Origin of the sequence: Bacillus sp. FJAT-27251, assembly GCF_001273925.1 — a bacterium.
Lineage (GTDB): Bacteria > Bacillota > Bacilli > Bacillales > Cytobacillaceae > Mesobacillus_B.
In genome coordinates this window covers 2,193,871-2,220,269 of record NZ_LIGG01000001.1, presented here as the reverse complement: position 1 = coordinate 2,220,269, position 26,399 = coordinate 2,193,871, and the positions used below count along the sequence as shown (strand labels likewise).

The 26,399-nt window shown below is 49.2% G+C and carries 24 protein-coding genes; 1 reads left to right on the top strand and 23 read right to left on the bottom strand.

From position 1 onward, the window contains the following. Position 1 precedes the first annotated feature (1 nt). The 4 genes from gmk to ADU22_RS10500 form a co-directional block, all read right to left on the bottom strand. A complete protein-coding gene (gmk, locus tag ADU22_RS10515; RefSeq protein ID WP_046522191.1) occupies positions 2–616 on the bottom strand; it encodes a guanylate kinase in 615 nt (204 codons plus the stop codon). Between the two features lie 10 nt (positions 617–626). Further along, the gene (remA, locus tag ADU22_RS10510; RefSeq protein ID WP_046522192.1) at positions 627–890 is read right to left on the bottom strand and encodes an extracellular matrix/biofilm regulator RemA; all 264 of its coding nucleotides are present in this window, start codon (positions 888–890) and stop codon (positions 627–629) included. Positions 891–946: 56 nt separating this feature from the next. Beyond that, complete coding sequence (locus tag ADU22_RS10505; protein WP_053362110.1) at positions 947–1,822, bottom strand: YicC/YloC family endoribonuclease; 876 nt, start codon at positions 1,820–1,822, stop codon at positions 947–949. A gap of 85 nt (positions 1,823–1,907) precedes the next feature. Continuing rightward, positions 1,908–4,595, bottom strand: a complete 2,688-nt coding sequence (locus ADU22_RS10500) for a calcium-translocating P-type ATPase, SERCA-type (RefSeq protein ID WP_053362109.1) — start codon at positions 4,593–4,595, stop codon at positions 1,908–1,910. Between the two features lie 165 nt (positions 4,596–4,760). Here ADU22_RS10500 and ADU22_RS10495 point away from each other — a divergent pair, with 165 nt between their 5' ends. Next, positions 4,761–6,476, top strand: a complete 1,716-nt coding sequence (locus ADU22_RS10495) for an Rqc2 family fibronectin-binding protein (protein WP_053362108.1) — start codon at positions 4,761–4,763, stop codon at positions 6,474–6,476. A 200-nt stretch (positions 6,477–6,676) separates the two neighbouring features. Here the strand turns inward: ADU22_RS10495 and pyrE are convergent, their stop codons facing one another. The 19 genes from pyrE to ADU22_RS10400 all read right to left on the bottom strand — a co-directional run bounded on the left by pyrE (position 6,677) and on the right by ADU22_RS10400 (position 26,396). Continuing rightward, the gene (pyrE, locus tag ADU22_RS10490; RefSeq protein ID WP_053362107.1) at positions 6,677–7,312 is read right to left on the bottom strand and encodes an orotate phosphoribosyltransferase; all 636 of its coding nucleotides are present in this window, start codon (positions 7,310–7,312) and stop codon (positions 6,677–6,679) included. Then, entirely contained in the window at positions 7,309–8,025 is a 717-nt protein-coding gene (gene pyrF / locus ADU22_RS10485) for an orotidine-5'-phosphate decarboxylase (RefSeq protein ID WP_053362106.1), read from the bottom strand. Before pyrF ends, pyrE begins: the two co-directional genes overlap by 4 nt. Continuing rightward, complete coding sequence (locus tag ADU22_RS10480) at positions 7,997–8,938, bottom strand: dihydroorotate dehydrogenase (RefSeq protein WP_053362105.1); 942 nt, start codon at positions 8,936–8,938, stop codon at positions 7,997–7,999. Before ADU22_RS10480 ends, pyrF begins: the two co-directional genes overlap by 29 nt. Next, positions 8,935–9,708, bottom strand: a complete 774-nt coding sequence (locus tag ADU22_RS10475) for a dihydroorotate dehydrogenase electron transfer subunit (protein ID WP_053362104.1) — start codon at positions 9,706–9,708, stop codon at positions 8,935–8,937. The genes ADU22_RS10480 and ADU22_RS10475 overlap by 4 nt, the downstream gene beginning before the upstream one ends. Continuing rightward, a complete protein-coding gene (gene carB, locus ADU22_RS10470; RefSeq protein ID WP_053362103.1) occupies positions 9,705–12,917 on the bottom strand; it encodes a carbamoyl-phosphate synthase large subunit in 3,213 nt (1,070 codons plus the stop codon). The genes ADU22_RS10475 and carB overlap by 4 nt, the downstream gene beginning before the upstream one ends. Next, positions 12,904–14,001: a carbamoyl phosphate synthase small subunit gene (locus ADU22_RS10465; protein WP_053362102.1), complete on the bottom strand. Its 1,098-nt coding sequence runs from the start codon at positions 13,999–14,001 to the stop codon at positions 12,904–12,906. The genes carB and ADU22_RS10465 overlap by 14 nt, the downstream gene beginning before the upstream one ends. Further along, positions 13,998–15,281 carry a dihydroorotase gene (gene pyrC / locus ADU22_RS10460; RefSeq protein ID WP_053362101.1) on the bottom strand — a complete coding sequence of 428 codons (1,284 nt, stop codon included), beginning with the start codon at positions 15,279–15,281 and terminating at the stop codon, positions 13,998–14,000. Before pyrC ends, ADU22_RS10465 begins: the two co-directional genes overlap by 4 nt. Beyond that, positions 15,244–16,188 carry an aspartate carbamoyltransferase catalytic subunit gene (locus ADU22_RS10455; RefSeq protein WP_053362100.1) on the bottom strand — a complete coding sequence of 315 codons (945 nt, stop codon included), beginning with the start codon at positions 16,186–16,188 and terminating at the stop codon, positions 15,244–15,246. The genes pyrC and ADU22_RS10455 overlap by 38 nt, the downstream gene beginning before the upstream one ends. Positions 16,189–16,363: 175 nt before the next feature. Then, entirely contained in the window at positions 16,364–17,653 is a 1,290-nt protein-coding gene (locus ADU22_RS10450; RefSeq protein WP_053362099.1) for a solute carrier family 23 protein, read from the bottom strand. Positions 17,654–17,806: 153 nt separating this feature from the next. After that, on the bottom strand, positions 17,807–18,349 hold the full coding sequence (pyrR, locus tag ADU22_RS10445) for a bifunctional pyr operon transcriptional regulator/uracil phosphoribosyltransferase PyrR (RefSeq protein WP_053362098.1): 543 nt from the start codon (positions 18,347–18,349) through the stop codon (positions 17,807–17,809). A gap of 183 nt (positions 18,350–18,532) precedes the next feature. Continuing rightward, on the bottom strand, positions 18,533–19,444 hold the full coding sequence (locus tag ADU22_RS10440; RefSeq protein ID WP_053362097.1) for an RluA family pseudouridine synthase: 912 nt from the start codon (positions 19,442–19,444) through the stop codon (positions 18,533–18,535). Further along, entirely contained in the window at positions 19,419–19,907 is a 489-nt protein-coding gene (gene lspA / locus ADU22_RS10435; RefSeq protein WP_053362096.1) for a signal peptidase II, read from the bottom strand. Before lspA ends, ADU22_RS10440 begins: the two co-directional genes overlap by 26 nt. Positions 19,908–19,983: 76 nt before the next feature. Next, positions 19,984–20,268 (bottom strand): hypothetical protein, encoded by a 285-nt coding sequence (locus ADU22_RS10430; RefSeq protein ID WP_053362095.1) that lies wholly within the window; start codon positions 20,266–20,268, stop codon positions 19,984–19,986. Between the two features lie 166 nt (positions 20,269–20,434). Then, the gene (ileS, locus tag ADU22_RS10425) at positions 20,435–23,200 is read right to left on the bottom strand and encodes an isoleucine--tRNA ligase (RefSeq protein ID WP_053362094.1); all 2,766 of its coding nucleotides are present in this window, start codon (positions 23,198–23,200) and stop codon (positions 20,435–20,437) included. Positions 23,201–23,541: 341 nt separating this feature from the next. Further along, positions 23,542–24,063, bottom strand: a complete 522-nt coding sequence (locus ADU22_RS10420; RefSeq protein ID WP_046522210.1) for a DivIVA domain-containing protein — start codon at positions 24,061–24,063, stop codon at positions 23,542–23,544. A gap of 90 nt (positions 24,064–24,153) precedes the next feature. Further along, positions 24,154–24,927 (bottom strand): YlmH family RNA-binding protein, encoded by a 774-nt coding sequence (locus tag ADU22_RS10415; RefSeq protein WP_053362093.1) that lies wholly within the window; start codon positions 24,925–24,927, stop codon positions 24,154–24,156. Positions 24,928–24,993: 66 nt separating this feature from the next. Further along, the gene (locus ADU22_RS10410) at positions 24,994–25,254 is read right to left on the bottom strand and encodes a YggT family protein (RefSeq protein WP_053362092.1); all 261 of its coding nucleotides are present in this window, start codon (positions 25,252–25,254) and stop codon (positions 24,994–24,996) included. 6 nt (positions 25,255–25,260) lie between these two features. Further along, a complete protein-coding gene (locus tag ADU22_RS10405; RefSeq protein ID WP_053362091.1) occupies positions 25,261–25,707 on the bottom strand; it encodes a cell division protein SepF in 447 nt (148 codons plus the stop codon). Next, positions 25,704–26,396, bottom strand: a complete 693-nt coding sequence (locus ADU22_RS10400) for a YggS family pyridoxal phosphate-dependent enzyme (RefSeq protein ID WP_053362090.1) — start codon at positions 26,394–26,396, stop codon at positions 25,704–25,706. Before ADU22_RS10400 ends, ADU22_RS10405 begins: the two co-directional genes overlap by 4 nt. Between the last annotated feature and the right edge of the window lie 3 nt (positions 26,397–26,399).

Here is a 26,399-nt window from a genome sequence, read left to right as displayed (position 1 = left end):
ATTAATCGACCTCCAGCATTTTTTTATAGCGGTATTGTACTCTTTCCCGGCGGCAGTGCTCGGCAACCACAATTGCCTTGATTCGCTCGCAGGCTAGTTCAACTTCGTCGTTTTCGACCACATAGTCGTATAATTCCATCATTTCCAGTTCTTCACGAGCTGCTTTCATCCGGCTTCTGATTAGATCCTCTGATTCGGTCCCTCTAGTCACAATCCGGTTTTCCAATTCGGAAAGGCTCGGGGGAGCAAGGAAGATAAACAGGCCTTCAGGGAACTTCCTCCTTACCTGGCCCGCTCCCTGAACTTCAATTTCCAGGAAAACATCTTTTCCGGCATCAATTGTTTCCCGCACATATTCGACTGGGGTACCATAATAGTTGCCAACATATTCTGCATATTCAAGCAGCTGGTCGTTTGCGATCATATCTTCGAATTCTTCCCGGCTTTTAAAGAAGTAATCCACGCCATGGACTTCCCCTTCACGCGGCTTTCTCGTTGTAGCGGAAACGGAATATTCAAAAGCAGTATCCTTCTGGGAAAAAATCCCTTTCCTGACAGTTCCCTTTCCTACTCCCGATGGGCCAGAAAGAACAATCAATAACCCTTTTTCAATCATTTATAAAATCCTACCCTTCATCCATTATCTCGTCGCGGTCATTCAACCGGTGTGCAACTGTTTCCGGCTGGACAGCCGATAAGATAACATGGTCGCTGTCCATTACGATCACTGCCCTTGTACGCCTTCCGTAGGTTGCATCAATCAACGAACCCCGGTCCCGAGCGTCCTGGATAATCCGTTTAATCGGCGCGGATTCCGGACTGACAATCGAGATGATCCGGTTGGCTGAAACAATATTGCCGAAGCCGATATTGATAAGCTTAATCCCCATAATGGTCCCCCAATCACCATTCTATTATTTTGGCCGTCTGCATGGCTTTCTAAACGCTATTCGATGTTTTGAACCTGCTCTTTCACTTTTTCAAGCAGACTCTTCATTTCCACTACTTCTCTGGCAATATTCGAGTCATTCGCCTTGGAGCCAATGGTATTCACTTCCCTGTTCATTTCCTGGACAAGAAAGTCAAGCTTGCGTCCAACCGGCTCCTCCAGAAGCAAAATCTTAAAAAATTGCCCGATATGGCTCTCGAGCCTGGTTAACTCTTCATTTATGTCAATTTTATCGGCAAATATGGCAGCTTCAGTGAGAATCCGGCTTTCATCGGCGTGGCCGCTGACTAATTCGGCCATTCGCTTTGAAAGACGTTCCCGGTATTGTTCCACTACTGAAGGCGCAAACTCCCTCACCTGGCTGATATGCCTTTGGAGACTGTGGATATTCGCTTTGATGTCCTTCTCGAGCGCAGCCCCTTCCCGAAGCCTCATCAATTTGACCTCACCTGCCGCCTCGGATGCAGCCTTAAGGACGAGCATTTCAAGCTCATCATTCTCTGCTTCGGTTTCTTCAATCTGGATGAGTTCTTCCCTGCCGGACAAATCCTTTAATGAAAGCTCACCTGCAAGACCGTATTTATGTTTGACTTCGGTTATGTAGCGAATATAATCATCGAGAAGTTCCCAGTCCACATGGACACTGCGCTTGGCCGTTCCTTGCCCTTCAAGCGTCACATAGACTTCGGCCCTTCCTCTTTTTATATATGTGCCAAGATTTTTTTTCAGTTTGTCTTCCACTTTCATAAGCTGGCGGGGCATTCGGAAGTGAAATTCACTAAAACGATGGTTGACCGTCTTCACTTCCACAGTTACTTCAAACCGAGCGGATTCCGCCTTGCTCCGTCCAAAGCCAGTCATGCTTAAGACCATCCAGGACACATCCATTCTGTATAGGAATTAAGTATTGAACCACAAAAAAGAAAGGCAATAGAGCCTCCCTCTATTACCTTACGGATTATATCATATTCTTTTTCGTTTTACTTGCTAAAAATGACCCTGCCAGCAAAAAAGTAGGCAATGCGGCCATTCCAACGACAAGCATCCAGTCCTTTGGCACTATGGCCACGGTATGGAAAATCGGCTGAAGCGGCGGGTAATAGATGACGCCAATTACGAGCACTAGCGATGAAATGACCGCCCAGACGAGATATTTATTCTCGAACGGATTCCTAGAAAAAATCGATTTTTCACTTCGGCAGTCAAAAACATGGATCAACTGTGCCAGTACCAAGGTCGCAAAAGCAATCGTCTGTGCATAGGCGAGGTCATCGCCGCGATAATATATGGTCATGAAGGCAATCAAGGTGGCAAGCCCTATCAGAAATCCCCTGGAAACAACCTTCCAGCCCAACCCTCTTGCAAATACACCTTCCTTCGGATGGCGCGGCGCGCGTTTCATCACATCTCCCTCAGGCTGATCGAGCCCCAGCGCCATCGCAGGCAGGCCGTCGGTCACAAGGTTGACCCAAAGGATTTGGATAGGGACGAGCGGAAGCGGAAGCGCAAGCAGCATCGCAAACAGCATCACCAGGATTTCGCCAACGTTCGAGGCCAGGAGATACCGGATGAATTTCCTGATATTTTCATAGATATTCCGCCCTTCCTTGATGGCGGATTTAATCGTAGCAAAGTTGTCATCAAGCAAAACGAGCGAGGAGGCTTCCTTGGCGACGTCAGTGCCGGTGATTCCCATCGCGACCCCGATGTCCGCAGCCTTGATGGCTGGAGCATCATTGACCCCGTCTCCAGTCATCGCGACCACATGTCCCTTATTTTGCAGGGCTTTGACAATTTTAAGTTTGTGCTCAGGTGATACGCGGGCAAATACGGAAACATCCTCCACCACATTTTCCAGCTCTTCCACACTCATGCCGGAAAGCGTCTTGCCTTCAATCACTTTGCTCCCCGGTGTCAGGATGCCAAGCTGGCTGGCAATCGCCTTGGCGGTGATCACATGGTCCCCCGTAATCATCACCGTTTTGATTCCGGCATCCCGGCATTCTTTTACAGCGGTTTTCACTTCAGGCCTTGGCGGATCGATCATGCCCTGCAAACCGATGAATGTAAGGTCTTTTTCGGCCTCATGTTCGCTTAAGATAACTGTCGCAGAGGATAAGGGCTTGAAACCGATGGCGATTGTCCGCAGCGCGTCGGCAGCCAGCCCTTCGACCGCCTGCTGGACTTCCTGCTTCCGTTCTTTGGTCATCGCCTGCTGCCGGTCATTCCAGAGCACGGAGGTGCTGAGGCCGAGCAGGACATCCGGTGCTCCCTTGGTAACGACAAATTGGCGGCCGTTTTTATCCTTGATGATGATGCTCATCATTTTCCGCTGTGAATCAAACGGAAATTCATTTACAATCTGAAACTGGTTCTGCAGTCCCTGCCTCGTAAGCCCTGCTTTCATTGCGGCTACCAGCAGCGCTCCTTCTGTAGGGTCGCCGTCGACAACGTAGTCCCCGTTCTTTTCCAGGACCTCGGCATGGTTGCACAGCATCCCGAAAGTAAGAAGCTGCTGCAGCGGTTTGCTGGAGTTGGGATTCACTTCTTCCCCGCCGGAATAAAAACTTCCTTCCGGATTGTATCCTCCACCGTCCACTGTCCATGTGCTGCCGCCGGTCCAGGCATGGGTTACGGTCATTTTATTCTGTGTCATCGTCCCAGTCTTGTCCGAACAAATGACGGATGCACAGCCGAGCGTTTCCACTGCCGGAAGTTTCCGGACGATGGCTTTCTGCTTGATCATCCGCTGTACGCCAAGCGACAACGCGACCGTGACAATAGCCGGCAGTCCTTCAGGAATGGCAGCAACTGCCAGCGACACCCCGGCAAGGAACATCGTATAAAGATCATGTCCCTGCAGGACACCAACGCCGACTACCAGCACTGTCAGCAGCAAAGCGACAGTAATCAGGATTTTGCCGAGCTGTTCAAGCCTCCGCTGAAGCGGCGTTTCCATTGACTCCGCATTTTGCAGCAAGTCGGCGATCTGCCCCATGGCCGTTTTCATCCCGGTAGCGACGACAATTCCGATGCCATTCCCCCTAGTGACAAGCGTCCCCATAAACGCCATGTTTTCCATGTCGCCGATTCCCGGGTTCGGAACCCTTAAGGCTTCAGTAAATTTCTGCACGGGAACCGATTCACCTGTCAGCGCCGATTCCTCTATTTCAAGACTTTTCGATTCAATCAGCCTTACATCGGCACCTATCCGGTCCCCGCTGGAGAATTTGAGGACATCTCCCGGCACGACCTCCTTTGAAAGGATTTTTTCCCACTTCCCATTCCTCAGGGCCTGTACCTGCGGAGCCGACAGCTCTTTTAGAGCTTCAAGCGACTTCTCCGCCTTCCTCTCCTGAAAAAAACCAAGAAACGCATTAATAACAACAATCGCAATAATCGCAATGGCATCAATCACTTCGCCAAGGAGCCCTGAAATCAAGGTTGCTCCAAGAAGGACGAGCACCATAAAATCCTTGAACTGGCTAAAAAAGATCAGCAATGCCGATGGCTTCTCGCCCTCTTCCAAAACATTCAGCCCGTGCTGCTTTTGACGGTTTTTCACTTCCTTTTCCGACAGTCCTGTTTTACAATCAGTTTTTAGGACATCCACGATTTCTCTTTCGTTCATCTCATGAAACTTCATCGGGCCATCTCACTTCCCCTTTCGCGACTAGAAGCTAATCGTAAATACTCTAGTGAAAGCTTATTCAGCCCTGTCCTAAAAAATGCTACTATTAAATAGAAAAACAGCGGCGCCTTAAATTGGCTCCTCTTTAGGAAAATTAATTGACGTAAAGGATGTTTTGCCATGTCATATGATGGATTGTTTACAAGAGCCGTAGCCAACGAACTTGCCGCTCTGCTGAAGGGCGGACGCATTAATAAAATACATCAGCCTTACAAAAATGAGGTTCTCATGGTAGTGAGGGCAGGTGGAGTGAACCATAAGGTGCTTTTGTCGGCGCATCCCAGCTACGGGCGGGTTCAGCTGACCACTGACCAATACGACAATCCCAGCGAGCCCCCCATGTTCTGCATGCTGCTCCGTAAACACTTGGAGGGCTATATTATCGATGATATCCATCAGGCTGGACTTGACCGGATGATCATTTTTGAAGTCAAGGGCCGGAACGAGATTGGGGACCTTAGCTATAAGCAGCTCATCGTGGAAATCATGGGCCGCCACAGCAACATCGTCCTAGTGGACAAAGGGCGAAACATGATCCTCGACAGCATCAAGCATGTATCCTTTGCCATGAACACCCATAGGGCAGTGCAGCCAGGGCAGGAATATATCATGCCGCCAAGCCAGGATAAATTGAACCCGTTTGAGGCAGGAGAAGAGGATATCCTGCGCAGAATCGATTTTAATGCCGGCATGCTCGATAAGCAGCTGGTCTCGCAATTCGCCGGGCTATCCCCTCTGGCCGCTAAGGAAATCGTTCATTCCGCAGGGCTGGCGAACCGGAACACTCTCCCGAAAGCTTTTATGGCTTTCATTGAAAAACTCAGAAAACATGAGTATCTCCCTGCCATCACGGCCGCCAAAGGCAAGGAATTCTTTTATCTGTTCCCGCTTGAGCATTTGCAGGGGGAATCGAAAACGTTCGGGTCAACCGGGGAAATGCTTGACCGCTTTTATTTCGGCAAGGCGGAACGCGACCGCGTGAAGCAGCAGTCGAATGACCTTGAAAGGTTCATTTTCAATGAAAAGGAAAAAAACGAGAAAAAAATAAAGAAGCTGCAAGCCACTCTTACAGAGGCCAAAAACGCCGAAAAGTACCAGCTATATGGGGAACTGCTGACGGCCAATCTGTACGCCGCTGAAAAAGGCATGAAAGAAATCTCGGTTATTAACTACTATGATGAAGAAGGCGCCAGCATAACCATTCCGCTTGATCCACGGAAAACTCCGTCCGAAAATGCACAAAAGTACTTCACCCGGTACCAGAAAGCTAAGAATGCGTTGAAGATTGTGGATGAACAAATTCAGCATGCCAGGCTGGAAGCGGATTATTTCGATGCCCTTTACCAGCAGCTTGAAGCTGCTGCACCAAAGGATATCCAGGAAATCAGGGAGGAGCTTGTCGAGGGCGGCTATATCAGGCAAAGGCAGAAGAAGGGCAATAAGAAAAACCATGCTGCCAAAATCGTTCTCGACCGCTATATGGCTTCCGATGGTATAGAAATCCTTGTGGGAAAGAACAACAAGCAAAATGACTATCTGACCAATAAAGCAGCCGCACGGGATGATATTTGGCTGCATACAAAAGACATTCCCGGCTCCCATGTGGTCATCAGGAGCAAGGAACCTTCCGAGGAAACCATTATGGAAGCCGCCACACTGGCCGCTTATTTCAGCAAGGCACGAAATTCCAGCTCCGTGCCGGTTGACTTCACAAAAGTCCGCCATGTCAAAAAACCAGCAGGGGCCAAGCCAGGCTTCGTCATCTACGACCAGCAGCAGACGGTGTATGTAACACCAGATGAAGAGACGGTTTTGGCGTTGAAGGGCAATGGTTAATTTAACGGTTTAAATATTGAGGGCATCCAGAAATGGATGTCCTTTTTCTCCGAATTCACGAAAGCTGGTCCTCCATCACAATCATGGAGGACCTTTTTCTCCGAAATTGGCCTCCATCCACATAGCCCTATTAGGCGAAAAAAACAAAAAAGCAGCAGAATCACGCCATGATTCTGCTGCTTTTTTTCAAAAACAACCCCTTATCTCTCTTTAACCAAGCCCCAATCGGCCGGGTTTTTCCGCCATTCCGATAATTTATCCAGATCATCGGCACTGATTTCGCCGCGCTCACTCGCAACCTGTGACAATGTGGAAAAATCAGTCAGGGCAACGGCCCTAACTCCGGCTTCTCCCAATAGCTCTTTTCCTTTTTCAAGCTCGTAGGTGAAGATAGCGACTGCTCCCAAAACTTCACAGCCTGCCGCCCGGAGAGCTTCAACAGCGTTAATAACACTGCCGCCTGTTGAAATTAAATCCTCTACCACCACTACCTTCTGCCCCAAAGCCACTTTCCCTTCAATCTGGTTCCCCTTGCCATGGCCTTTCGCCTTGGACCTCACATAGCACATTGGCAAGGACAAAAGCTCGCTGACCCACGCTGCATGTGGTATTCCTGCTGTCGCCGTACCTGCGACAGACTGGGCTTCCGGGAAATGTTCAATAATCAAGTCCTTCAGTCCGCTGGCTATCTCCCGGCGGATTTCCGGATAGGAGAGGGTAAGGCGGTTATCGCAGTAAATCGGGGACTGAAGCCCTGAAGACCAGGTAAATGGATCATTCGGCTTTAACGTAACGGCCTCGATGTCAAGCAGCTTTCCTGCAATCTCTTTTTTCACAATAAAACACCTTCCCATTCTTTTTTAATAGAACGATAGCTTTCTAGAGGATCAGCAGATTTCGTTATCGGGCGTCCCACCACAATCGCCGAAGCTCCTTCCCCCCTGGCCAGCTGCGGTGTCGCTACCCTCTTCTGGTCTCCTGCCATACCAGAGGCAGGCCGGATGCCCGGAGTGACAGTCAGGAAGCCCGCACCAATATGGCTGGAAATCATCCCTGCTTCATATGCAGAACAAACGACACCGTCCAAACCGGCATCTGCCGACAGCTTGGCATAATGGAGGACTGACTCCTGCAGCGGAACCTGGATAAGCTGCTGCGCACGCATCTGCTCTTCCGAAGTACTCGTCAGCTGAGTGACAGCGATGCACAGCGGCCGGCGGTTTCCACTGGAAGTTCCGGCATCCAGCCCCTCAAGCGCAGCCTCCATCATTTCCAGTCCCCCTGCAGCATGGACATTGACCATATCTGCCCCAAGGCTGGCAAGGCTCTTCATCGCACTCCTCACTGTGTTTGGAATGTCATGGAGCTTCAGGTCAAGGAAAACTTCATGCCCTTGTTCTTTTAAGTAAGAAACGATACCTGGACCTTCACTATAAAACAATTCCATCCCTATTTTGACACAGATCTTTTCATCGCCAAAAGCCTGCAGGAAGTCAAGAACCTGTTTCTTCGCGGGAAAATCAAGCGCGATGATAAGCGAGTTTCTCATTTCTCTTCCAGCTCCTTCCTGTGCACTCCGAGATATGGCTATATCCTAATTTTGCAACAAGCTCCGGCAATTCTTCAATGATGGCCGGACAGACAAATGGATCAATAAAATTCTGGGTGCCAACCGCCACCGCGCTCGCTCCCGCATAGAAGAATTCAATTACGTCCTGGGCTGACTGGATGCCTCCCATGCCTATGATTGGAAGGTCAACCTGCTGGCTTACTTCATAAATCATCCTCAATGCCACTGGCTTGACCGCCGCTCCAGAGAGACCTCCTGTTACATTGGCAAGGATGGGCTTTGCTGTCTGCAGGTCAAGCCTCATTCCAAGCAGCGTGTTGATCATGGTCAGTCCGTCAGCGCCGCCTTCCTGTACTGCTTTGGCAATGGAAACGATATTGGTAACATTGGGTGACAGCTTGACATAGACCGGCACATGCGAAACTTCCTTCACCTTCCTGGTCAGCCTCCTGGCCATTTCAGGGTCCGTACCGAATGCGATGCCTCCGGTTTTTACGTTGGGGCATGAAATGTTCAGCTCGAGGGCGTGGACATTAGGCGCTTTTGATATTTCCTGTGCAACAAGAACATAATCTTCATCAGTCGATCCTGCTACATTCGCAATAATCGGGACATCATAGTTCTCAAGCCGCGGCAGCTCTTCGGCCATGACCTTCTCAAGCCCGGGATTCTGGAGCCCGATTGCATTCAGCATTCCTCCCGGCGTTTCCGCGACCCTTGGTGTCGGATTGCCAAAGCGCACTTCCGGCGTGGTCGCTTTGACCATGATGGCGCCCAGTACGCTCAAATCAAAAAGCTGGCTGAACTCCTTCCCAAACCCAAAGCAGCCTGATGCAGGCATGACGGGATTCTTCAGGGATAATCCCGGTAAATTTATATTAAGCAAACTCATATCGCTACCTCCCCTGCCCGGAACACAGGTCCGTCGCTGCATACCTTTCGATAATCTCCTTCATGCCCATTCTTCGTTGGGCAGACGCACGCAAAGCATGCACCTATTCCGCAGCCCATTCTCTCTTCAAGCGAAAGGAAAGACTTGGGTGCAAACATCCCTGCCTCAAGGGCCCGAAGCATGGGGGTAGGTCCACATGAGTAAAGGATGTCAGCCTGAATGTCAGCCTCTTCAAGAATGGAGGTTACAAACCCTTTCCGGCCGTAGGTTCCGTCTGCAGTTGCAATATATGTTTTACCTAGCCGCGAAAATTCTTCCTCATAAAAAACGGCCGAAGCTGTTTGAAAGCCCAGCACATTTATTACCTTGACACCTCTATCCACAAGCTGTTTTGCCAATTCATACAGAGGCGGTACACCTATGCCTCCGCCTACCAGCAAGGCCGTGTCTCCTGTCCGGGCTTCCCCTGTTGGGAACCCGTTTCCGAGGGGTCCGAGAACATCAACCTTTTCTCCCGGCCGTTTTTCGGCAAGCAGGGAAGTACCTCGTCCCTGCTTGCGAAAAATGATGGTATACTCCTGTTTTTCCTTGTTGATGGCAGCAATGGAGATCGGACGCCTCAGCAATGGATCAAGCCCGTCAGATACCCTGATATGGACGAATTGTCCAGGTTCATCCATTTCTCCGGCCATTTGTCCACTCAAGGTGAGTTCATAAACACAATGGGCTATTTCCTTGTTTTGGACAACCGTGCACATTTCCTTTCTCATGAAAGCACACCCGCTTCAACGCTTTTCGGCTCAGTAAGGGGGCCGGCTGAAAACGTCATGGACTCCAACACCCTCAGGATTGCTTCTGCCGTATCAAGGGAAGTCAGGCATGGTATTCCGTTCTCTACGGATTCACGGCGGATCCGGAAGCCATCCCGCTGAGGCTGCTTTCCTCTCGTCAGAGTGTTGACGACGAGCTGAGCCTGACCGCCGCGGATTGAATCAATCAGGTCCGGCTCTCCCGAACCAATTTTTCCGACCGTTTTCACCCTTACGCCCGACGCTTCCAGATAAGCCGCAGTGCCGCTGGTCGCAACCAGCTGATAGCCAATCTCTGCAAATCTCTTGGCCAGCGCCACCGCTTCTTTTTTGTCTTTATCCGCAATTGTCATTAGTACCGTGCCAAATTCCTTAAACTTCATGCCCGCGGCGATCATGCCTTTATAGAGGGCTTTCTCCAGGGTTATATCCTTACCCATCACTTCACCCGTCGATTTCATTTCAGGCCCGAGCGTAATATCTACCCTCCGCAGCTTTTCAAAGGAGAATACTGGCACTTTTACATACACGCCATCCTGCTCAGGCACAAGCCCTGTAGTATAGCCTTGCTCACGGAGCGATTGGCCGAGGATGGCCCTTGTTGCAATTTTAGCCATTGGAATATGTGTAATTTTGCTCAGGAAAGGAACCGTCCTGCTGGACCGCGGGTTCACCTCAAGGACATACACCTCTCCCTTTGAAACAACAAACTGGATATTCAGCAGCCCTACGATTTTCAGCCCTTTTGCAAGCTTTTCGGTGTAGGCGATCAGCTTCTCCTTTATCTCAAGGCTTAGACTTTGCGGAGGATAGACGGCAATGGAGTCGCCGGAGTGGACCCCTGCGCGTTCAATATGCTCCATGATTCCCGGGATCACTACTGTTTCGCCATCAGAGATGGCATCCACTTCAATTTCCTTGCCTGTTAAATACCGGTCGATCAGTACAGGATGGTCCGGATTGACTTTTACCGCATTCTCCATATAGTGAAGCAGTTCTTCTTCCTTATCGACGATTTCCATTGCTCTTCCGCCTAGCACATAAGATGGTCTTACAAGGACCGGATAGCCTATTTCGGACGCAATGGCCGCAGCTTCCTCCACCGACATCGCCGTGCATCCCGCGGGCTGTGGAATTCCCAGCTGGCTCATCGCCTGCTCGAACATATCGCGGTTTTCCGCCCTGTCCATATCCTCGAGGGTTGTTCCAAGAATTTTAACCCCATGGCTTGCAAGACCGGAAGCAAGGTTGATGGCAGTTTGGCCGCCAAACTGGATAACTACTCCTTTTGGCTGTTCCAAATCGACGATACTCATGACATCTTCGACGGTCAGCGGTTCAAAGTAAAGCTTATCCGAAATACTGAAATCAGTGGAAACGGTCTCCGGGTTGTTATTGATGATGATTGCCTCATATCCCGCTTCCTTGATGGCTTTCACGCAGTGGACAGTCGCATAGTCAAACTCGACCCCCTGCCCGATGCGGATTGGGCCTGAACCAAGGACAACCACACTTTCACGGCTGCTTCTGATTGATTCATTTTCCTCCTCATAGGTGCTGTAGAAGTACGGCGTGCTTGATTCAAACTCGGCGGCGCACGTGTCCACCATTTTATACACAGGAATGATTCCCGCCGTCAGGCGCCATTGATAAACAGCTTCTTCATCGCACTCCCAGAGATGGGCGAGTGCTTTATCGCTAAAACCAAGCTCCTTTGCTTTCCGGCCAGCCTCTTCCTGGAATGGGACCTGTTTCAAGTCCCTTTCCAGCTGAATCAGTTTTTGAAGCTTGTAAAGGAAAAAGCGGTCGATCTTGCTCCACTCATGGATGGTTTCCATGCTGACGCCTCTTTTAAGTGCTTCGGCTATGTAAAACAGCCTCTCATCTCCAGCTATCCTGATTCTTTTTTCAATCAGGCTGTCGTCAAACTGGCTCCCGTCTTTTAGCTCGAAATGATGGATGCCGGCCTCAAGCGAGCGGATTGCCTTCAAGAGGGATTCCTCAAATGTCCGGCCAATGGCCATTACTTCGCCAGTCGCTTTCATTTGCGTTCCCAGTTTGCGGTTGGCACTTTCAAATTTATCAAATGGCCAGCGCGGAATTTTTGTCACAATGTAATCAAGTGTCGGCTCGAAGCAGGCATATGAGGTGCCTGTGACCGGGTTAATCATTTCATCAAGCGTCAGGCCAACGGCAATTTTTGCTGCAAGCTTGGCAATTGGATAACCCGTTGCCTTCGAGGCGAGAGCGGATGACCTGCTGACTCTCGGATTGACTTCAATTACATAGTAGTTGAAGCTGTCAGGGTCAAGTGCCAGCTGGACATTGCAGCCGCCCTCGATTTTCAGCGCACGGATGATTTTTAGGGAAGCATTCCGAAGCAGCTGGTACTCACGGTCGCTCAGCGTCTGGCTTGGCGCCACAACAATGGAATCGCCGGTGTGGATCCCGACAGGGTCAAAATTCTCCATGTTGCAGACGACAATGGCATTGTCATTGGCATCACGCATGACTTCGTATTCGATTTCCTTAAAACCGGCAATGCTCTTCTCAAGGAGGCACTGGCTGACCGGGCTGTTTTTCAAGCCGCTGGCCACAATTTCAACCAGCTCCTTTTCATCGCTGCAGATTCCGCCGCCCGTTCCGCCAAGCGTATAGGCTGGACGCACGATCACCGGGTAGCCCACCTGTTCCACGAACCCGAAGGCTTCTTCAAGTGAATGGATAATAGCGCTCTCCGGCACTGGCTGTCCAAGCTCGTTCATTAAATTCCTGAACAGTTCGCGGTCTTCGGCCTGCTCAATGGCATCCAGCTTCGTTCCAAGTATTTCAATTCCAAGTTCGTCGAGAATGCCCGACTTTGCCAATTCCACAGCCATGTTCAAGCCAGTCTGTCCTCCCAAAGTAGGCAGGATGGCATCCGGCCGTTCCTTGCGGATGATCCGGCTGACGAATTCAAGGGTCAGCGGCTCGATATAAACAACATCCGCGATTTCGGTATCGGTCATGATGGTGGCCGGATTGGAGTTTACGAGGATTACCTTGTAGCCTTCTTCACGCAGCGCGATGCACGCCTGGGTCCCGGCATAATCAAATTCGGCAGCCTGGCCGATGACAATTGGACCTGAACCTATTACTAAGATACTCTGGACATCTTTACGCTTTGGCATATGCTTCATCCCCCTGTTTCACTGATTCTATGGTTGTTAAAAATTCGTCAAACAAAGCATTCGCATCTTCCGGCCCTGGTGAGGCTTCAGGGTGATACTGGACAGTAAAGGCGGCATGTTTTTTATGGGACAGGCCTTCAACACTTCCGTCATTCAAGGCAATATGGGTTATTTCCAGGTCCGTCCCGGCGACTGTTCCTTCTTCCACTGTATATCCGTGGTTCTGTGATGTCAGGGCGACTTTACCTGTTCTCAAATCCTTGACCGGATGGTTGGAGCCGCGGTGTCCGAACTTCATTTTAACGGTATCTGCCCCACATGCTAAGGCGAACAGCTGGTGTCCAAGACAGATTCCAAACATCGGCACCTTTCCTAGAATTCCTTTGATCATCTCGATGGCCTGAGGCACATCCTTCGGGTTTCCCGGCCCATTGGAAAGCATGATGCCATCCGGGCTAAGCGCCAGTATTTCCGCTGCAGTGGTATTGTAGGGAACGACAATGACATCACAATTGCGATCATTCAACTCACGCAGGATTCCGTGCTTCATTCCGAAATCAACAAGCACAATCCGATGCCCCMTTCCAGGGCTTGGATAAGGGCTTTTTGTCGAAACCATTTTGACCTGGTCCTGCCGAAGCTTGGTGGCCCGCAGCTTTTCCAAAACTTCTTCCTTATTCTCGTCCATGCTGCACAGCGACCCTCTCAAAGTCCCATGCTGGCGGATGATCTTCGTCAGCTTCCTTGTATCGACTCCAGAAATACCAGGGATTCCTTTCATTTTCAAATATTCGTCAAGGCTCATCTCACTTCTCCAGTTTGATGGGAAATCAGCTGCCTCTTTTACGACAAATGCGGCAATGGCCGGATTGATTGATTCAAAGTCATCGCGATTGATTCCGTAGTTGCCGACTAGCGGATAGGTCAGCGTCACAATCTGACCGCAGTAGGAAGGGTCCGACAGGATTTCCTGGTAGCCGGTCATCCCTGTGTTAAACACAACTTCTCCGCTTACCGCCGACAGGCTGCCAAAGCCTGCCCCTTTAAAAACCGTGCCATCTTCAAGTATCAGCTGTCTTTTCATACCGCTACGCTCCCTTTCTCCCAAACTATTTTTCCGGCTGCAATGGTCATAACAGGCCAGCCCTTGCAGCTCCAGCCGGTAAATGGCGTGTTCTTCCCTTTTGATAGGAAGACAGCCGGGTCAATTTCCTCTTCATGGTCCAAGTCAAGCAGCACCAGGTCTGCAGCTGCCCCGGGTACAAGCTTTCCGTATGGAAGGCCAAATGCTTCACAAGGCTTGATGGTCAAATAGTCGATTAGCTGCTTTAAGGTGATGGTCCCCTCTGATACCATTTTGGTATAAAGAAGCGGAAAAGCTGTCTCAAGGCCGACAATGCCGAATGGCGCCAGTTCAAAGCCCTCAGCTTTTTCCTCGCTCGTATGCGGCGCATGGTCGGTGGCAATAAAATCGATGGTGCCATCAAGAAGGCCCTCGATCAACGCCTGCTGATCTTCCCGGCTTCGCAGAGGAGGATTCATCTTGAAGTTGGCGTCATTTCCTGTTATATCCTCTTCATTCAGGAGCAAATGATGAGGAGTTACTTCGGCAGTGACCTTTATGCCGTTCCTTTTTGCTTCGCGCACAGTTCGTACCGATTCCTTCGTGCTGATATGGCAGACATGGTAATGGCAGTCAGCCGCCTCTGCCAGCAGTACGTCCCTCGCGATATGCACGGCCTCGCAGACGGAAGGAATCCCGTTCAACCCAAGCTCTGCCGATTTTTTCCCTTCATGCAGCGACCCTTTGTTAATCAGGGTGTTATCTTCACAGTGGGCTACAATGGCCATATCGAGTGCCGAAGCTTTCTTCATTGCCGCCAGCATCATTCCCGCTTCCTGGATGCCTACTCCATCATCGGTGAACGCAAAGGCACCTGCTTCCTTTAGCTCCTCAAAGTCAGTAAGCTCCTTTCCGAGCTCCCTCACGGTGATGGAGGCATAAGGCAAAACCCTCACTCTGCCCGTTTCATTAATTTTCATCTGCAGTTTTTCGAGCTGCTCCTTTGAATCCGGCACTGGCCTGGTGTTTGGCATGGCCGCAACGGTAGTGAATCCGCCTTTGGCCGCCGCCATTGTTCCGGTTGCAATCGTTTCTTTCTTTTCGCCGCCCGGCTCGCGCAGATGGATATGCAAATCAACGAATCCAGGTGCGATCAGCTTGCCATCCGCATCAATAACCTCGTCCGCCTGTCTGTCCAGGCTGGTTCCCATTTCGCTTATGATTCCATCCTCTATAAAAATCTCAACCTCTTTTTCTCCCGTCTCAGTAAGCAATCGGCCATTTTTGATCAGCAATGACATGCTTGTTTCCCCCTTCCATATTTTCAAGCGCCCTTCTTAATACAGCCATGCGAACATACACACCATTTTGCATTTGTTTAAAGATCCGCGAACGATTCGACTCAACCAGGCTGTCTGCAATTTCGACTCCCCGGTTGATGGGGGCAGGGTGCATAATAATGCTTCCTTGTTTCATTTCTCTCTCCCTGCTCACTGTCAGCCCATAACGAAGATGGTAGTCTTCCAGGTCAGTCTTTTCCCCGCCCATATGGCGCTCGTGCTGGATTCGCAGCAGCATGACAACATCAGCGGCAGCTACCGCTTCATCTATCTGGACAAACCGCTGGTTTTTCCCGCCCACTTCTGTATTGAACCATTCAGGCGGCCCCGAGAATACAACTTCCGCCCCAAGCCTTTCCAGGACTTCAGCGTTCGACCTTGCCACCCTGCTGTGGGCAATATCGCCAATGATCGCCACTTTTAATCCGCGGAAACATCCGAATTCCTGCCTGATGGTCAGCAAATCGAGGAGCGACTGGGTTGGATGGTGCCCGCAGCCATCCCCGGCATTGATGATGGGGATGGCGACATTCCCGGCAAGTTCCTTATAGTAGGCATCTTCCCCGTGTCGGATGACTACAGCTCCAATTCCAATTGATTCAAGGGTCCTGACGGTATCATAAAGTGTTTCTCCCTTTTGTACGCTTGAGGTCTGTACTTCAAAGGGGATAGGTTCCAGTCCCAGCCTTCTTTCAGCTACCTCGAAGCTCGATTTAGTCCTTGTGCTCGGTTCATAAAAAAGATTCGCAACAAATGTCTGCTGCTTTGGCTGCCAAAGCATGCCCTCCGAAAATAGCTGGGCCTGGTCAAGAATGGACTCAATTTCATTTACCGAAAGTCTTGTTGTTGTCAGTAAATCTTTTTTCATGTCCCTGCCTCCTTACCGTTTATGTATGGAATCTGGCATTAAAAAAAGCACCCTGAAAAGTTTTCAGGGTGCTTTTAGGCATACGAAATATGCCCCGCAGGCCAGGGCACCAAATGTCCCCAGCACTGAGCCACACCCTTCCTCGGCCTCTCTGGACCGGTTTTAAAAGGTGAATCTATACGCTTTTACTTACTGGCTGTACAGCCTCTGCTTCTTTCTTTTCGCCAGGCAGAATAAGGTTCAGGAGTACCCCAATCAAAGCTGCAAGGGCCATTCCATGAATTTCGAACTGCTCGGATATCTTAATGAATGCCCCCCCGATTCCGATGACCAGAATAACGGATGAAATCACCAGATTCCGGTTGTTTCCAAAATCGATATTGCTGTCGACCAGCATCCTTAATCCGGACGAAGCGATGATCCCGAAAAGGAGAATCGAGACGCCTCCCATGACTGGCGTTGGGATGGAGCTGATCAATGCCGTTACTTTCCCAATAAACCCAAACAGGGTGGCTGCGATGGCTGCTCCAAGAAGAACATAGACACTGTATACCCTCGTGATGGCCAGTACCCCTATGTTTTCACCATAAGTAGTCTTCGGTGGTCCTCCCATCAATCCCGAAATCATCGTTCCCAAACCATCTCCCATGATGGAGCGGTGAAGCCCGGGCTCTTTTATATAGTCCCTGCCCACGACTTTTCCGAGGACAAGCTGGTGGCCGATATGTTCAGAAAGGGTAACCAATGCCACTGGCACCATCAGCAGGACAAGATCCAGTGTCAGCTTTACATCATAGTGGACAAACGGGAAGATAAAGTCTGGCATCTCGAAAAATTTCGCTTCCCTTACTGGGGTCAAATCAACCAGTCCGACAGCGAGGGAATAAAGATAGCCAATAATGATTCCCAGCAAAATCGGCACCATCTTGAGCATGCCTTTTCCGTAGATGGAGAAAACCACAGTCGCCGCCAGCGTAACAAGAGCGGCTGAGAAATGCAGCAAGCTGTATTCTCCTTCAGGATTATTCATCGCCATGCCGACGGCTGTTCCGGAAAGGGAAAGTCCGATGACAATGATAATTGGGCCTGTGACTATTGGCGGCAAAAGCTTTATGATCCACTGGTAGCCTGCCCGTTTGATAATTAACGCAACTGTACCATACACGAGCCCGGCAAGGAAGGTTCCTATCATGGCTGCCCCAGGACCCCCTCCTGCCTTCGCGGCAATAACCGGAGCGATAAAGGCGAACGATGAACCTAGATAAGCAGGAACCTGCCACTTGGTGACGATCAGGAAGGCAATTGTGCCGAGCCCGCTGGAAATCAGCGCAATGGCCGGGCTTAAGCCGACAAGGTAAGGAACAAGAATGGTTGCGCCAAACATGGCGAATAAGTGCTGTAAACTGAGAGTGATAAATTGCAATGGTGATGGAACATCTTTTACGTCTAAGATTGGTCTGGACATTTTGCAGGTTCCTCCTAAGTTGTATATAAAAAACCCTCATTGCGCAGACGCAAAGAGGGCATGGATAACGACAGCAGGAAGCCCTGCCATTCTCATTCCCCCTTTACAGCCTCGCAGGACTGCTTTTAAAAGGGTGTATTTATCTTTAAGTATCTATCTTTCGTATATAGACACCCGGTCGCGGGAGTCCACTTCTGTAAGTTCAACGACGATTTTTTCAGAGCTGGAGGTCGGAATGTTCTTGCCGACGAAATCAGCTCTGATCGGCAGCTCCCGGTGTCCCCTGTCGACTAGCACCGCCAGCTGAATGGCAGCGGGCCGTCCAATGTCCATGAGAGCGTCCATTGCACCGCGGACCGTCCTTCCGGTATAAAGGACATCATCGATGAGTATCACTTTTTTATTCGTGATATCCATAGGGATATCCGAGCCGTTGATGTTAGGTTCCTTGTTCTCGGTTTTGACGGAAAGGTCATCCCGGTATAAAGTGATATCCAGCTCGCCTACATCAATTGAATTGCCTTCAATTTGCTGAATCCTTTCTGCAAGCCGCCTGGCGATATAGATGCCCCGGGTGCGGATGCCAACGAGCACACAATCCTCAATTCCTTTGTTCCGCTCGATGATTTCATGGGCAATCCTGATCAGCGCCCTGCGTATTGCCTGTTCATCCAATACCGTAGCTTTTTCTGTCATGGCTCATGCTCCTTTAACAATAAAACCCTATCACCGTGTGGATGAGAGGGCAGAATAATCAGTGTGATTACAGCACCAGCTGCACGCAGCTGCCTGCTAATTCCGTTGCCTTCCCAGCCTCACGGGACTGTTTTAAAGGTCGTTCTTATGCTATAGCCATCTTAAGCCACCAAGGCAGGTTTGTCAATCATTATTTCTCAGGTCTTCAACCAGAGTCTCAAAATAAGCTGGAAGTGGTGCTTCAAACTCAAGATATTGGCTAGTCCGCGGATGCTCAAAGCCAAGGATTCCGGCATGGAGAGCCTGTCCGCCAAGGTCGAGCGTCTTTCTTGGCCCATACTTGGGATCCCCGGCAAGCGGGTAGCCGATATATTTCATGTGCACACGAATTTGATGGGTCCTTCCGGTTTCGAGCTGGCATTCAACCATCGTAAAATCCCTGAACCTCTCCAGGACGTTGAAATGGGTAACGGCATGCTTGCCATTATCCACCACCGCCATGCTCTGCCGATCCTTTTGGTCCCGGCCAAGCGGCGCGTCGATGGTCCCATGGTCATGCGGAATGATGCCATGAACAATGGCCTTATATTTTCGCGTCACACTTTTGGCCACCAGCTGGTTTACAAGGCTTTCGTGGGCAAGGTCATTCTTGGCCACCATCAGTAAACCAGACGTATCCTTGTCGATACGATGCACGATACCCGGCCGCAGCACTCCGTTAATCCCCGACAAATCCCTGCAATGGGCCATCAGACCATTTACAAGCGTGCCAGTAAGATGTCCGGGTGCAGGGTGGACAACCATCCCCTTTGGCTTATTGACAACCAGCACATCAGAGTCTTCAAAGTAGATATCCAGGTCCATTTCCTCTGGAATGACATCCAGCGCTTCCGGTTCCGGAATTTCCACCTCGATTACATCATTCATGCTGCATTTATAATTGGATTTTACCGGCTTGCCATTTACCTTGACAAACCCATCCTTAATCCATTGCTGCACCTGGCTTCTTGACCATTCCTCGCTTAGCGTGGAGACTGCTTTATCAATTCTGGCTCCCGCCAGGATTTCATCAACCGTTCGTTCCATTTTCTCCATGAGCTTTTTTCTTCGCCTCTCTCTCTTCCTTCAGCATTTGCAGCATCAGCATTCCTACCCCAATTACCAGCGCAGAGTCTGCAATGTTGAAGATTGGAAAATCATAAGTAAAAATATAAGTATTTATAAAATCGACTACTTCTTTGCGGAAGATACGGTCAATAAAGTTGCCGACAGCCCCGCCTAGCATGAATGCAAGTGAGACGCCCAGAAGCATCTTCCCTTTCGCTTCCTTCTGGATGTAATAAACAAGGGCAATAATCACGATTGTGGTAATGATATAGAAGAACCACATCTGTCCCTGCAGGATCCCCCACGCTGCACCGCGATTTCGATGGGACGTGATATACAGGAAGTTTTCGATAACCTGGATGCTTTCTCCAAGTTCCATGTTTTTGACAATCAGCCACTTCGTTAGCTGGTCAAGCACAATAACAATAAATGCGATTATGTAATAAAACACAAAAGTAACCTCCAAGCACGCTCTCAATTCATTACTTTTGCATTTTAGCATAATGCGCCCAAAAACTACAGTAAATCTAAGAATAAAGCGGTTTTCGCAAATAGGCTTCCATCATTTTAATGTCTTCCTCTGTTCTCGCTATAGGAACCATGCCAAGCAAGCCCGCAGGGAGCAGCTCGCCTGACATTTCACACCTGCCGAAATCACCTGCTTCAATTTTTGCAAGCGCATGTTCAACATCCTGAAGTTCCGCCTGGATATAGCAGATAACCGGGCTGTTCCCATCTGCCTTTAGCAAACAATCTAACAGTTCTTCCCTTGAACGACGGAGCTCTTCATAGATAAAATGATACCGCTTCATATATCACTGCCTCCGTTTCTGTTTAGTCGTATTATTGCCTGTTAAATTTCATTGACTCAGTTAAACATTTGACAGGCAGTACAGGAATTGTCGGAGCAGGAAATATTTATATATGCGGTGGTCGGACGAACAGAAAAAACCCCGGCAATTGCCGGGGATTTCATTCTCACTGTCCGTAATTTTCTTTTACTACAGAAGCACATCTTGGGCAAAGTGTAGGGTACTCCTCGACTTTTCCAACTTCGGGAGTGACAACCCAGCACCGCTCACATGTTTCACCTTCTGCCTTTATAACCACGATCGCGGCCTGGTCAAGCTTTAGTGCATGCGCAGGAGCTTCATCATAGGAGCCTGCCACTTCAAAGCCTGATACAATGAAAAGCTGGCCGAGATTTTCTTCGATTGAATCCAGCAGTTCCTTTGTCTTGCTGTTTACATACAGGGAGACCTTGGCTGTCAGTGATTTTCCAATTACCTTTTCGTTCCTTGCTTCCTCCAGCGCCTTAAGGACTTCATCGCGGACCTTCAGGAATGCATTCCATTTGGACTCAAGTTCATCAGCCTGCGGAATTTCCCTTGCTTCAGGCAAATCGGTCAACTGGACGCTTTCCTCGCTGACAGACGGGATAAAGGACCAAACCTCATCTGCTGTATGCGGAAGAATTGGGGCAACCAATTTCACCAGCGATAACAAGCTCTCATACAGGACAGTCTGAATGGCACGGCGATCTGCATTTCCAGCGGCTTCGATATAGAGAATATCCTTGGCAAAATCAAGGTAGAAAGCACTTAAATCAAGCGTACAGAAATTGTTGACCGCATGGTAGACACCGGCAAATTCGTAATTCTCATACGACTTGTTCACATGCTTGATCAGTTTGTTCAGTTTTACAAGCATGAACTGGTCCACTTCACGCAGATCCTCAAATGCCACTGCATCTCTCTCAGGATTGAAATCATCCAGGTTTCCAAGCAAGAAACGGAAAGTATTGCGGATTTTACGGTAAACTTCTGCGACCTGCTTCAGGATCGGGTCGGAAACACGCACATCAGCCTGGTAATCGACAGATGCTACCCAGAGGCGCAGAATGTCGGCTCCAAGCTGGTTCATAACCTTGGCTGGAACCACCACATTCCCAAGAGATTTACTCATTTTCCGTCCTTCGCCATCCAGGACAAATCCATGGCTCAGGATGCCTTTATACGGCGCTTTGCCTGTTACGGCAACAGCAGTGGACAACGATGAGTTGAACCAGCCCCTGTATTGGTCTGAACCTTCAAGATAAAGGTCTGCAGGACGCTGCAAATCATCTCTCTCAAGCAAAACAGCCTGGTGGGAAGATCCGGAATCAAACCAGACATCCATAATATCGGTTTCCTTCGTAAACTGTCCATTCGGGCTCCCTGGATGCGTGAAGCCTTCAGGCAGAAGGTCCTTTGCATCGCGCTCAAACCAGATATTGGAACCATGCTCCCTGAACAACCCGGAGACGTGGTCAATGGTTTCATCCGTGATGATTGCTTCTCCATTTTCAGCATAGAAAACAGGAATCGGCACTCCCCATGCGCGCTGCCTGGAGATACACCAGTCTCCGCGGTCACGGACCATATTGTAAAGCCGTGTTTCTCCCCATGCAGGGACAAACCTGGTATCATTGATTGCCTGCAGCAAATCGCCCCGGAAGTCCTTAATGGAGGCAAACCATTGTGCTGTCGCCCTGAAAATGACCGGCTTTTTCGTTCTCCAGTCATGCGGATAGGAGTGGGTGATGAAGGATAGCTTCAATAAGGCGCCTGCCTCCTGTAGCTTTTCAGTGATTGGCTTGTTGGCTTCATCATAAAACACCCCTTCAAAGCCTTCCGCTTCAGCTGTCATATTCCCCTTATCGTCGACAGGGGATAATACTCCCAAACCGTATTTCTGGCCAACAATGAAGTCGTCTTCCCCGTGGCCCGGAGCTGTATGGACACAGCCAGTACCGGCATCGGTGGTAACATGCTCTCCCAGCATGACAAGGGAATCACGGCCGTATAACGGATGTTCGGCAACAACCATCTCGAGATCCTTCCCTTGGACCTTTTGCACAACGGAAGGATTTTCCCAGCCGATTTCATTTGCGACGGATTCAAGCAAGGCCTCGGCAACCAGGAACTTCCGGCCATTGGCGGCAACCACGACATAAGTGAGTTCAGGATGCACAGAGATCCCCAGATTCGCAGGAATGGTCCAAGGCGTTGTTGTCCAGATGACGATTTCCACATCCTCAGCCAGAACACTATTTCCGTTCTTCACTTTAAAGCCGACATAGATTGACGGAGAGCGCTTATCTTTATATTCAATTTCCGCTTCAGCCAGGGCAGATTCACTGGAAGGAGACCAGTAAACAGGCTTTAAACCTTTGTAAATATATCCTTTTTTCGCCATTTCCCCAAATACTTTGATCTGCTGGGCTTCATAGGCTGGCTTCAGGGTAATATAAGGATTTTCCCAATCACCCCGGACACCTAGACGCTTAAATTGGGAGCGCTGGCTGTCGATTTGTTCATATGCATACTCTTCACAGAGCTTACGGAACTCGGCAACAGTCATTTCTTTCCTTTTGACCCCTTTATTCGTCAATGCCTGTTCGATTGGCAATCCATGCGTATCCCAACCCGGCACGTAGGGAGAAGAATAGCCGCTCATCGACTTATAGCGGACAATCATATCTTTAAGGATTTTATTCAGGGCATGCCCAATGTGGATATCCCCATTGGCATATGGAGGGCCGTCATGCAGAATGAAGAAAGGACGCCCTTCCGTCCGCTTCTGAACCTTCTCATAGATATTCAACTCTTCCCATTTTCCCTGAATTTCAGGCTCGCGCTTTGGCAGATTTCCGCGCATTGGAAATTCTGTTTTCGGCATTAACAAAGTATCTTTGAAATCCATTTTCTTTCCTCCTGCTCAGTGCATAATATAAACAGCGAAATAAAAAAAACCCCCTCATCCCCTAAGGGACGAGAAGGTTTTCCCGCGGTACCACCCTAATCAGACCTCATATCCGGAAGTCCACTTTAGCATCCTTAACGTGAATGAGCCGCCTGTGCTTAATGATTCCAAAGGAACTTTCAGCTCGGAACTAGAGGGTGATGTTCCGATTCTCCGCTTATCGCAGGCTTCCACCATCCCCGCTTCGCTATCCATAAGCATATGGAAAATCGTACTGTCCCTGTCACTGTTTCATCATGATATATACTTTAAAGAATTATATGCTAATTAGCTGCTCAGCGTCAAGCCAGTGAGTCTTCTTCTTCTCTTGCAGCCGACTTAAGCTCGGTGGAATCCAGCTCATACTGGAGCAAGTGATCCCAATCATCATTATTCAGCATGTCAAGCTGGGCTTCGATCAGCATCTTGAATCTCGTCCTGAAGACCTTTGACTGCTTTTTCAGATCCTCAATCTCAAGCGCGATTTTGCGCGCTTTGGATAAAGCTTCGTTGATAATCCGGTCAGAATTCTTCTCCGCTTCCTTGATGATCAGCTTTGCTTCCTTCTGCGCATTTCGTTTTACCTCTTCACCGGCCTCCTGTGCGATGACGATCGATTTGTTCAATGTTTCCTCAATGGTGGTAAAGTGGCCCAGACGAGAATTGAGGTCATTGAGACGCTCCTCAAGCTCCTTCTTTTCACGGATTATCATTTCATAATCCTTAATCACCTGGTCGAGGAACTCGTTTACTTCGTCTTCATCATAACCACGAAATCCTTTGCTGAATTCCTTGTTGTGTATATCTAACGGCGTTAATGGCATGACGCCACCTCCTATTAAAAATTGACGGTTATGTACAAGGTGATAATTTCGACAATAAAACCAAATTTCCTGCTATTTTCTACTATATCTTTATTTTTGCCGCCCGGCAATAATCCGCCATTTATCTTTTTTCGTTTTTCCTTCAACTGTCACAATTTTCGCCCGTCCAAGACCCCTTACAGACAAGATATCTCCMTCACCGCATTCGAAAGACGGGTTATCAATGGTTGTCCAATTTACTTTGCTATGGCCTTGCTGAACATAGAGCTGGGATTTTTGCCGGGAAATATTGTACAGTGCGGACATAAGAGTATCAAGCCTGAGTGAAGAGGCCGTAACCGCTATCTCCCGCCAGTTTTCCCCAGGCTGAATCGCCTCCTCCAGCTTCAATTCCTTCAATGAGATGCCGGCACGGCCAACGCTGTCGAGCTGGAGGCGGACATAATCCGATACCTCAGCGGCAGCAAAAAACTGTACCTGATCTCCTTTGAGGAGGATATCGCCAAACTTTCCTCTCTTCAGTCCCAGTGACATCAGACTCCCAAGAACTTGCCGGTGCTCGATGGATACGAATTTCTTCGCATATTCCAGCTCAAACAAGGCAATTTGGAAATCATCATTCCCTGCCTGGTAATATTCCGGAAAGATGAGCGCCCTCTGCCGCTCGGCTCCCCCATTCCCGCCGAACAATTCAACTTTTATTTCAGACTGGGTCCCGATGATTGTTTTGACAATTTGCTGTTCACGCGGATCAAGGAAGTCCGTCAGCTTTGGGGCATAGGTTTGTTCAACATAGTCCTTCCAGCCAAGGGCCTGATCGATAAACTCCCGTTCCTCGGGCCGAAAATGCTGATAAATGTTCATTTTCCAAACTCCTTTATTCTACCTCATACAAAAAGGGTCTACTGAGAGACCCTTGTGAACATACATTTAGAACCAGGCAAATAGCTGGGCAAGGCCCATGCCCGCAAATCGCAGCACCATGAAGGCAACGATTGGAGAAATATCAATCATGCCAAGCGGAGGTATGATTTTACGGAATGGCTCAAGATACGGTTCGCAGATTCTGCCAAGGAACTGCCCAATGGCCGTCCCGCGTGCGTTCGGGAACCAGGACATAAAAATATAGATGATTAATGCCCATTGATAAAGCGAAATTACTGTTAGTAATATTTCAAGCAAAAAATTCATTAAACCCTACCACCTCGACTCCTGAAAATCTCTTTCCTGCATCAATTCGGAAATATTCCCTGATACTTCAACATTATCAGGGGTACATAAGATAATATTCATGCCAATTTTTTGGATGTCGCCCGAGATGGCGTAGACGGTCCCGCTCAGGAAATCCACGATTCTCTTCGCCTGGTCAGCCTCGATCCGCTGAAGATTGACAACAACTGCACGCCGGTTTTTCAAATGATCCGCGATATCCTGTGCTTCTGCATAAACACGCGGCTCCATTAGGATGACTTTCGATGTTTTCTGGACACTTTGAAGGCTGACAACATTTTGTTTCTGGCTTTGCTGAACAGGCTGCCTTGATTGTTTCGGCTGCTCCGGTTCTTCTTCGATACGAGAATCTTCTTCATACTCATATTCTTCATCTAATGCAAAAAATGTCTTAAGTTTTGATTTCAGGCTCATTTGTCCTGCACCTCCAATTCGTGGCCAACCAGTGCGGTTCCAATCCGCACCATCGTAGCCCCTTCTTCAACCGCAATCCTGTAGTCATTGGACATTCCCATTGAAAGCTCGCTGCATGGAGCAGAGTCAAGCTTTAATTCCTGAACAGCAAGTTGGAGCTTCTTCAATTCTCGAAAGCAGTTTCTTAGAAGTTCTTCATCTTCGGTATAAGGAGCCATGGTCATCAAACCATCTACCAGGATGTTGGAGTACTGCTGGAGTTCCCGGACAAAGCCGAGAAGCTCCMCTGGCTGAAGCCCATGCTTGGATTCTTCACCTGATACATTTACCTGTATGAAGCAGTTGACTTTGCCGCTGGCACGCTTGTCCACTTCCTTGGCCAGGGACAGCCTGTCCAGTGAGTGGAGATAGCTGATTTTATCAATTACATTTTTCACCTTGCGTGTCTGCAAAGTGCCTATGTAGTGCCAAACTGGCTTGTCCCCCAAGTGCTCCCATTTTTGGGCCAGTCCGTCATCCCGGTTTTCGCCAAGATGGACGATACCCGCCTCCAAAGCTTCACGGGCTCGATCTATACTCACATATTTAGTGACGGCAATGATTTTCACTTCTTCCGGATTCCTGCCTGACGCTTCGCAAGCTTCGTCTATTACCTTCTTGACCGAATCCAGGTTATCTATAACTCGCATCTA

Bases quoted from the DNA above. Each gene is read 5' to 3' on its own strand.
- pyrC (WP_053362101.1), bottom strand. From the start codon at position 15,281: ATGTCATTGCTGATCAAAAATGGCCGATTGCTTACTGAGACGGGAGAA.
- ADU22_RS10405 (WP_053362091.1), bottom strand. From the start codon at position 25,707: ATGAGCCTGAAATCAAAACTTAAGACATTTTTTGCATTAGATGAAGAA.
- ADU22_RS10430 (WP_053362095.1), bottom strand. From the start codon at position 20,268: ATGAAGCGGTATCATTTTATCTATGAAGAGCTCCGTCGTTCAAGGGAA.
- ileS (WP_053362094.1), bottom strand. From the start codon at position 23,200: ATGGATTTCAAAGATACTTTGTTAATGCCGAAAACAGAATTTCCAATG.
- ADU22_RS10480 (WP_053362105.1), bottom strand. From the start codon at position 8,938: ATGAGTTTGCTTAATATAAATTTACCGGGATTATCCCTGAAGAATCCC.
- ADU22_RS10495 (WP_053362108.1), top strand. From the start codon at position 4,761: ATGTCATATGATGGATTGTTTACAAGAGCCGTAGCCAACGAACTTGCC.
- carB (WP_053362103.1), bottom strand. From the start codon at position 12,917: ATGCCAAAGCGTAAAGATGTCCAGAGTATCTTAGTAATAGGTTCAGGT.
- remA (WP_046522192.1), bottom strand. From the start codon at position 890: ATGGGGATTAAGCTTATCAATATCGGCTTCGGCAATATTGTTTCAGCC.
- pyrF (WP_053362106.1), bottom strand. From the start codon at position 8,025: ATGAGAAACTCGCTTATCATCGCGCTTGATTTTCCCGCGAAGAAACAG.
- ADU22_RS10450 (WP_053362099.1), bottom strand. From the start codon at position 17,653: ATGTCCAGACCAATCTTAGACGTAAAAGATGTTCCATCACCATTGCAA.
- pyrR (WP_053362098.1), bottom strand. From the start codon at position 18,349: ATGACAGAAAAAGCTACGGTATTGGATGAACAGGCAATACGCAGGGCG.
- ADU22_RS10410 (WP_053362092.1), bottom strand. From the start codon at position 25,254: ATGAATTTTTTGCTTGAAATATTACTAACAGTAATTTCGCTTTATCAA.
- ADU22_RS10455 (WP_053362100.1), bottom strand. From the start codon at position 16,188: ATGAAAAAAGATTTACTGACAACAACAAGACTTTCGGTAAATGAAATT.
- ADU22_RS10505 (WP_053362110.1), bottom strand. From the start codon at position 1,822: ATGGTCTTAAGCATGACTGGCTTTGGACGGAGCAAGGCGGAATCCGCT.
- gmk (WP_046522191.1), bottom strand. From the start codon at position 616: ATGATTGAAAAAGGGTTATTGATTGTTCTTTCTGGCCCATCGGGAGTA.
- ADU22_RS10420 (WP_046522210.1), bottom strand. From the start codon at position 24,063: ATGCCATTAACGCCGTTAGATATACACAACAAGGAATTCAGCAAAGGA.
- ADU22_RS10440 (WP_053362097.1), bottom strand. From the start codon at position 19,444: ATGGAGAAAATGGAACGAACGGTTGATGAAATCCTGGCGGGAGCCAGA.
- ADU22_RS10500 (WP_053362109.1), bottom strand. From the start codon at position 4,595: ATGAAGTTTCATGAGATGAACGAAAGAGAAATCGTGGATGTCCTAAAA.
- ADU22_RS10475 (WP_053362104.1), bottom strand. From the start codon at position 9,708: ATGAGAAAGGAAATGTGCACGGTTGTCCAAAACAAGGAAATAGCCCAT.